Annotated in this window: 5 protein-coding genes; 4 read left to right on the top strand and 1 reads right to left on the bottom strand. The window is 61.0% G+C overall.

The features are described 5' to 3' along the window. On the bottom strand, positions 1–498 hold a 498-nt coding region (locus AC1DLB_RS16905), incomplete at its 3' end, for an MBL fold metallo-hydrolase (protein WP_477785312.1). A 163-nt stretch (positions 499–661) separates the two neighbouring features. Here AC1DLB_RS16905 and AC1DLB_RS16900 point away from each other — a divergent pair. From AC1DLB_RS16900 to nahK, 4 genes are all read left to right on the top strand, one after another. Beyond that, positions 662–1,468 carry a sulfite exporter TauE/SafE family protein gene (locus AC1DLB_RS16900; RefSeq protein ID WP_477742952.1) on the top strand — a complete coding sequence of 269 codons (807 nt, stop codon included), beginning with the start codon at positions 662–664 and terminating at the stop codon, positions 1,466–1,468. Between the two features lie 208 nt (positions 1,469–1,676). Next, complete coding sequence (locus AC1DLB_RS16895; protein WP_086946228.1) at positions 1,677–2,861, top strand: porin; 1,185 nt, start codon at positions 1,677–1,679, stop codon at positions 2,859–2,861. Between the two features lie 264 nt (positions 2,862–3,125). Then, complete coding sequence (nosP, locus tag AC1DLB_RS16890; protein ID WP_019648886.1) at positions 3,126–4,289, top strand: nitric oxide-sensing protein NosP; 1,164 nt, start codon at positions 3,126–3,128, stop codon at positions 4,287–4,289. Continuing rightward, positions 4,258–6,855 carry a hybrid sensor histidine kinase/response regulator NahK/ErcS' gene (gene nahK / locus AC1DLB_RS16885; RefSeq protein ID WP_477785313.1) on the top strand — a complete coding sequence of 866 codons (2,598 nt, stop codon included), beginning with the start codon at positions 4,258–4,260 and terminating at the stop codon, positions 6,853–6,855. Before nosP ends, nahK begins: the two co-directional genes overlap by 32 nt. The last annotated feature ends 38 nt before the right edge of the window (positions 6,856–6,893 follow it).

Below are 6,893 nucleotides of genomic sequence, written 5' to 3'. Positions count from 1 at the left end.
GAACAACGTGTCGCCCACCATAATCACATCGCCGTCGATCAAATAAGCCATATCTGCCGGAGTATGCCCTGGCACATGCAGGGCCGTGGCCTTGAGGTTGCCGATGCGGAATGACTCGTCTGGCGCGAACAGGTGATCGAACTGCGAACCGTCGGTCCTGAATCCTGGTTCAAGATTGAACAGTGTCTTGAACACCCCCTGAACCTTGCTGATCGACTGACCGATCGCAATCTTGCCCCCCAGTTCCCGGCGCAGATAAGGCGCGGCCGACAGGTGGTCGGCGTGGGCATGGGTTTCAAGCAACCATTGCACCTGCAACTGGTGTTGGCGAACGAAGGCGATGATCCTGTCGGCCTGGACGGTCGAAGTGCGCCCGGCGGCGGCGTTGTAATCGAGCACCGGGTCGACAATCGCGCAGTGCCCGCCATCGTGCTCGTAGATTACGTAGCTGTAGGTCTTGGATGCGGGGTCGAGGAAGGCTTCAATCAAGGCGGGCATGGTGGCTGTTTCTGTTTGGACAAGCCTTGAGGGTAGTTTCATTTTCCCTGCGTTGACCAGCCCCGCATCAATTCAATTAATGAAAAAAACTGYGCGGGCTCTATCCTGTCACTCAATCGATACCGGGCGTCCCCGGCCTTTTTTCGCGGATCATGAGTGTTTTATGTTGTTGGCAAGTTTTTTTGGCCTGGTCATGGGCCTGGTGCTCGGTTTGACTGGCGCCGGTGGCGGTATTCTTGCGGTGCCGGCCCTGGTGCTCGGGCTGGGTTTGACCATGACCCAGGCGGCGCCCGTCGCCTTGTTCGCGGTGGGCAGTGCGGCGGCGATCGGTGCGGTCGACGGTCTGCGCCATGGCCTGGTGCGCTATCGCGCGGCGCTGTTGATTGCTTTGCTTGGCGCGGTGTTTTCGCCGGTGGGTATCTACTTCGCTCATCAGTTGCCGGAAAAGATCCTGAAAATCCTGTTCAGTCTGCTGATGGTCATGGTGGCCTGGCGGATGCTGCGCCCGGAAAAGCTCGACGCCGGTCCGAGCGACCACGGCCACGCCAACTGGGGCCAGAAGAACTGCATGCTCGATCAGCAGACCGGGCGTTTTTCCTGGACCGCCAAATGCACCGCGACCCTCGCCGCACTCGGCGCGGTCACTGGTGTGGTCTCGGGGTTGCTCGGGGTCGGTGGCGGTTTTCTGATAGTGCCGGCGTTCAAGCAACTGACCGATGTGCAGATGCGCGGGATCGTCGCCACGTCGTTGATGGTGATCAGCCTGATCTCGATCATCGGGGTGATTGGCGCGTTTCACGCCGGGGTGCGGATCGATGGTTTGGGCATGTCGTTCATTGTCGCCAGCATCGTCGGGATGATCATCGGCCGAAAGCTCTGCGCGCGGGTGCCGGCCCGAGGGTTGCAGATCGGCTTTGCCAGCGTCTGCGTGGTGGTAGCCGTTTACATGCTGTTTAGAGCGCTCGTCTAGYGCGCACCGGTTCCTGTGGGCGCCTGTGTGGCCCGCAGGCTTACACCCTAAGTTCCGGGCCAGGCCGACGGGCGGTCTTACGCCGAATTTGCCGCGCGCTACCGGCCAGCCCAAAGCACCTGACAACCGCCCCCAAGGCAGCGTATGACGCCGCCTGTCCGCTTTCGATAATCGCCTCCGACATCAAGTCCCCGTAGCGGAGCGCGTCATGCACAACAATAAGAATTTCAAGCATCGTTTCTTGCCGGCTTTCATCGTTAGTCTGTCATCCCTGGGCCTGAGCTCAATGGTCCAGGCCGAGATCATGCTGTACGACAAGGACCAGACCACTTTCTCCACCGATGGCTACATCAACGCCTTCTACGTCAATAGCAACGTGGACCGGGCCGGTGATCAGTACGACCGGCGCCAGGCGCGGGTGAAGATGGGTTTTTTGCCTAACTATCTGGGTTTCAACATGGGCAAACAGGTCGATGACCTCAAGCTCGGCGCCCGGGCCTCGTTCTGGGTGACCATCAACGACAGCGAAACCAACGGCACCAACACCGCCATTGACGTGCGGCAGTTCTACGGCACGGTGGCCAACCCGGAATGGGGCGAGGTGCTGATCGGCAAAGACTTCGGCCTGTTTGCCCGTTCCAACATCCTGCTCGACGAACTGCTCTCTGGTTACGGTCAGGTCAGCGATACGTTGGGCCTGGTGGACGGCGGCGGGGTGTCGTTCGGCAACATCGGCAGCGGTTATCCGTACCCGTTCCCGACCTCGCAGATTACCTATCGCACCCCGATGATGGACGGCTTGCGGGTGGCGGTGGGGATCATGGACCCGGTCGACACCAACGACAGCAGCGCAACCGGCAAGGCGTACCAGAAGAACCCGCGCACCGAGAGCGAGATCACCTATCAGTTCGACCTCGGCGGGGCGAAGATTTACAGCTGGCTCAACGGCAGCTACCAGACCTCGGACAACACCGATTCCAGCGTCGGGTCCGTCACCTCCAAAGGCGTCGGCTATGGCTTGCAGGCGAAGATGGGCGGGCTGTCGCTGACCGGCTCCGGTTTCCAGGCCAAAGGCATTAACCCGTTCTTCACCAACAATGCCGGTGAACCGACCCTGCGCAATGTCGACAGCAACGGTTACCTGTTGCAGGGCTCCTACAAACTGGGCAAGAACCGTCTGGCCTTGTCTTATGGCAAGACCAAGGACGACGGTAACGGCGTGGTCGGCAGCGGCGCCGATTATGAGACTCGCGGCGTTGCGCTGTTCCATGACGTCAACGACAACCTCAAGCTGGTGGCCGAGTACAACCAGTTCGAAATCAACGGCCACGACACCAGCGCCCAGAATGAAAACACCGATACGTTTGCGGTGGGGGCGGTGTTGACCTGGTAGGGGCTGACTAACCACTCCTTGTGGCGAGGGAGCTTGCTCCCGGTGGGTCGCGCAGCGGCCCCGATCCTGGTCGCGCATCGGCCAGTATTCGGGGGACTGCTTCGCAGTCCAGCGGGAGCAAGCTCCCTCGCCACAATTGCGCTAGTCACCCATTGATCAGACCACCATTCTCATCCCATCGAACCACCCACCCGCTACCCAAGTAGCATTCGTCGCCGCCCGCAGGCTTCGTACACTCGAGCCTCATACAGGCGAGGGGCGACGATGCAGCAGGTTCAGAGCGACGGTGTGGTCAGTGCCATGTCCCAGGCCATCGATGCCCAGCAAGCGGCGCAGGATCTGGCGCGACAACTCTTGCACCCGCATTTGGGCTTCGTGCTGTTCTTCTGTTCCGCCGAGTACGACTTGCAGGCGCTGGGGCAGGCGTTGCAGCAGAGCTTCGGCGGCATTCGGCTGGTGGGCTGCACCAGTGCCGGCGAAATCACCCCCCAAGGTTATGGCCGCAGCTGCGTGACCGCGGTGGGCTTCGATCATCGGCACTTTTCCATCTCTACCGAACTGATCGATGAGATGGAGCATTTCAGCCTGATCGATGCCCAGCAAATGGTCGAGCGCCTGGTCAGCGGTTGTCGCAGCAATACCCTGGCGCCGATCAAGGGCAACAGCTTCGCCCTGACCCTGCTCGATGGCTTGTCCAGTCGTGAAGAAATGGTGCTCGCTGCCTTGAGCGCGGCGTTGGGCGATATTCCGCATTTCGGCGGTTCGGCCGGCGACGACAATTACCTGACCCACACCCATGTGTATTTCGGCGGCGAGTTTCACAGCGGCGCGGCGGTGGTGGTGCTGGTCAATACCTGGCTGGACTTCGAAGTCTTCACCACCCACCACATCCTGCCCAGGGCCGAAAAACTGGTGGTCACCGCTGCCGACAGCACTTCGCGCCGGGTATTCGAACTCAACGCCGAACCGGCCGCCGAGGAGTACGCCCGGCATATCGGCGTGCCGGTGGCCGACCTCGATTACCGGACCTTTGCCGCACACCCGTTGGCGGTGCGGATCAACGATCAGTATTACGTGCGGGCGATCCAGCAGGTTCATCCAGACCTGAGCCTGAGTTTCTACTGTGCGGTGGAAAACGGCATCGTCCTCACCGTCATGAAACCCGGCCCCATGCTGCCGAATCTGCAAGGCTTGTTCGAGGGCTTGCGCGAGCGTCTCGGGGACTTGTTGCTGACCATCGGCTGTGACTGTTTTCTCCGGCGCCTGGAACTGGAGGACGCCGGCAGTCTCGAGCAGATCGGCGCGTTTTTGCGGGACCAGCGGGTGATGGGTTTCAACACCTACGGAGAACAGTTCAATGGCATGCACATCAACCAGACCTTCACCGGGGTTGCCATTGCCCGAGGACGCGCCCCTGGACAGCGCTGACCTTCAGGCGCAAATCGCCAGCCTGCGGCACGAGAACCAAAAATTGCAGCGCATCAATGACGCGTTGATCGAACGCATCGAGTCCGGTATCACCCGGGGCAACGACCCGTATGCGGCGTTCCAGCATTCGGTGGTGCTGGCCGAACAGGTGCGTGAGCGCACCGACGCCCTGAACCAGGCCATGGCCGAACTCAAGGCTGGCAACCATTTGCTCAGCGAAGCGCGGCTACGGGCCGAAACCGCCCATCAACACTTGATCGACGCCATTGAAAGCATCTCCGACGCTTTTGTGCTGTTCGATGCCGAGCAGCGGATCGTGCTGTTCAACAGCCGTTTCAAGGCGTTTTGGGGTAACAGCCGGGTACGGATCAACGCGGGCATGCGCCTGAGTGAGGTCAAACGGTTGATGACTTCGACCGGGTTGTTTAGTGAAGAACCCCGGTCGCCTGTCGACGAAAGCCTGCTCTATCGCCTGCACAATGGCCGTTGGCTGCAAGTCAGCGAGCGGCCGACCCAGGAAGGCGGGCGGGTGATCCTGTTCACCGACATTACCGACGTCAAACTCAGCGAAACCCTGCGCCGCGAGCAGGCGGTGGCGYAGAAATCGCACCTATTGCAACGGGYGGTCGACAACCTGTCCCAAGGGGTGGCGATGGTCAACGCCGAGGGCATTCTGGAGTTGTGGAACCGGCGCTTCCTGGAACTCAGTGGCCTGGCCCCGGTGGCGGCTCATCGGCCGTTCGCCGAAGTGATCGCCGACAGCGAGCTGAACCTGCTGACCCCGGCCAGTCGCGATGCCAACGGGCGGTACGTGCAGGAATGCGAGCAGCGCCTCTACGATGGCCGGGTCCTGGAAATCCGCACCCATCCGTTGCCCACCGGCGGCTTCGTCAACACCTTCACCGACATCACCGAACGCTATCAGCATGCCGAAGCCCTCAGCGAAAGCGAGCGCTGGATTCGCTTGATCACCGACCATGTGCCGGCGCTGATCGCCTACCTGAATGCCGATCTGGTCTATGAGTTCACCAACAAAGTCTATGAAGAATGGTACTGCTGGCCCCGGGGCGTGATGCTCGGGCAGAGCCTGCGCGAAGTGCACAGCGAGCAGCACTATCAGCGCCTCGAGGCCTATGTGGCCCGGGCCCTGGCCGGCGAGAGCGTGACGTTCGAGTTCGCCGAAACCAACATCAACAATCAGGAGCGCTACATGCTGCGCTCCTACGTACCCAACCGCCTGGCCAGCGGGGAAGTGGTGGGGATTTTCGTACTGATCCGCGACATCACCGAACGCCGACGCACCGCCGAGGCGTTGCATCAGGCCTATCAGAACCTTGAGTTGCGGGTGCGTGAACGCACCACCGAACTGACCACCCTCAATGACCAATTGCTGCGCGAAATCGACGAGCGCCGCCGCGTGGAATCACGCTTGCGCGAGGCCAAGCTCGAGGCCGAGCAGGCCAACCTGTCGAAGACCAAATTTCTCGCTGCCGTCAGCCATGACCTGCTGCAACCGCTCAACGCCGCGCGGCTGTTTACCAGCGCGTTGCTGGAGCGCCGGGAACCGGTGGCCAACGAGAATCTGGTGCGCAATGTCAGCAATTCCCTGGAAGACGTGGAAAACCTGTTGGGCACACTGGTGGACATTTCCAAACTGGATGCCGGGGTGATCAAGGCCGACATTGCGCCGTTCGCTCTCAGCGAATTGCTGGAAAACCTGGCCGCCGAATACACCCAAGTGGCCCGCAGTGAAGGCCTCGAGCTGCATTTCATCCCGTGTTCGGCGCTGGTGCGCAGTGACATTCAATTGCTCGCGCGGATCCTGCGCAACCTGCTGAGCAACGCCATTCGCTATACCTACAGCGGGCGGGTGGTGCTCGGTTGTCGGCGTCATCACCAGCGGCTGACGATTGAAGTCTGGGACAGCGGCATGGGCATTGCCGAGAACCGTCTGGAGGAGATTTTTCAGGAGTTCAAACGCGGTGACGTACAGCGCCCCGATCAAGATCGCGGCTTGGGGCTGGGCCTGGCGATCGTCGAGAAAATCGCGCGTATTCTTGGCCACCGGATTCACGTGCGTTCATGGCCGGGCAAGGGCTCGATGTTTTCCGTCGAAGTGCCTTTGAGCGCCACGGCGCCGAAGGCATTGCCGAGTTTGTTGATGAGTGAACCGATGCTCGAGCGCCTGCGCGGTGCACGGGTGTGGGTGCTGGACAACGACGCGGCAATTTGTGCCGGGATGCGCACCTTGCTCGAAGGTTGGGGCTGCCGGGTGGTCACGGCACTCTCGGAGGAGGACCTGGCGCGGCAAGTGGATAATTATCACGCCGAAGCCGACCTGTTGATCGCCGACTATCACCTGGATGACGAGCAGAACGGTGTCGACGCCGTGGCCCGCATCAACGCCCGTCGCGCTTCGGCGATCCCGGCGATGATGATCACCGCCAACTACAGCAATGAGCTCAAACAACAGATCCGCGAACTGGGCCACACCCTGATGCACAAACCGGTGCGGCCGATGAAGCTCAAGACGGCGATGAGTCATTTGCTCGGCCCATCCAGATAACACCGAACCTGTGGCGAGGGAGCTTGCTCCCGCTGGGG

The organism is Pseudomonas sp. 05N434 (assembly GCF_056396965.1).
Note: the sequence above shows the minus strand (reverse complement) of the source record. Positions and strands in the feature narration are given on the sequence as shown.

Excerpts from the sequence above, each read along its gene's own strand:
- nosP (WP_019648886.1), top strand. The coding sequence starts at position 3,126 with ATGCAGCAGGTTCAGAGCGACGGTGTGGTCAGTGCCATGTCCCAGGCC.
- AC1DLB_RS16895 (WP_086946228.1), top strand. The coding sequence starts at position 1,677 with ATGCACAACAATAAGAATTTCAAGCATCGTTTCTTGCCGGCTTTCATC.
- AC1DLB_RS16900 (WP_477742952.1), top strand. The coding sequence starts at position 662 with ATGTTGTTGGCAAGTTTTTTTGGCCTGGTCATGGGCCTGGTGCTCGGT.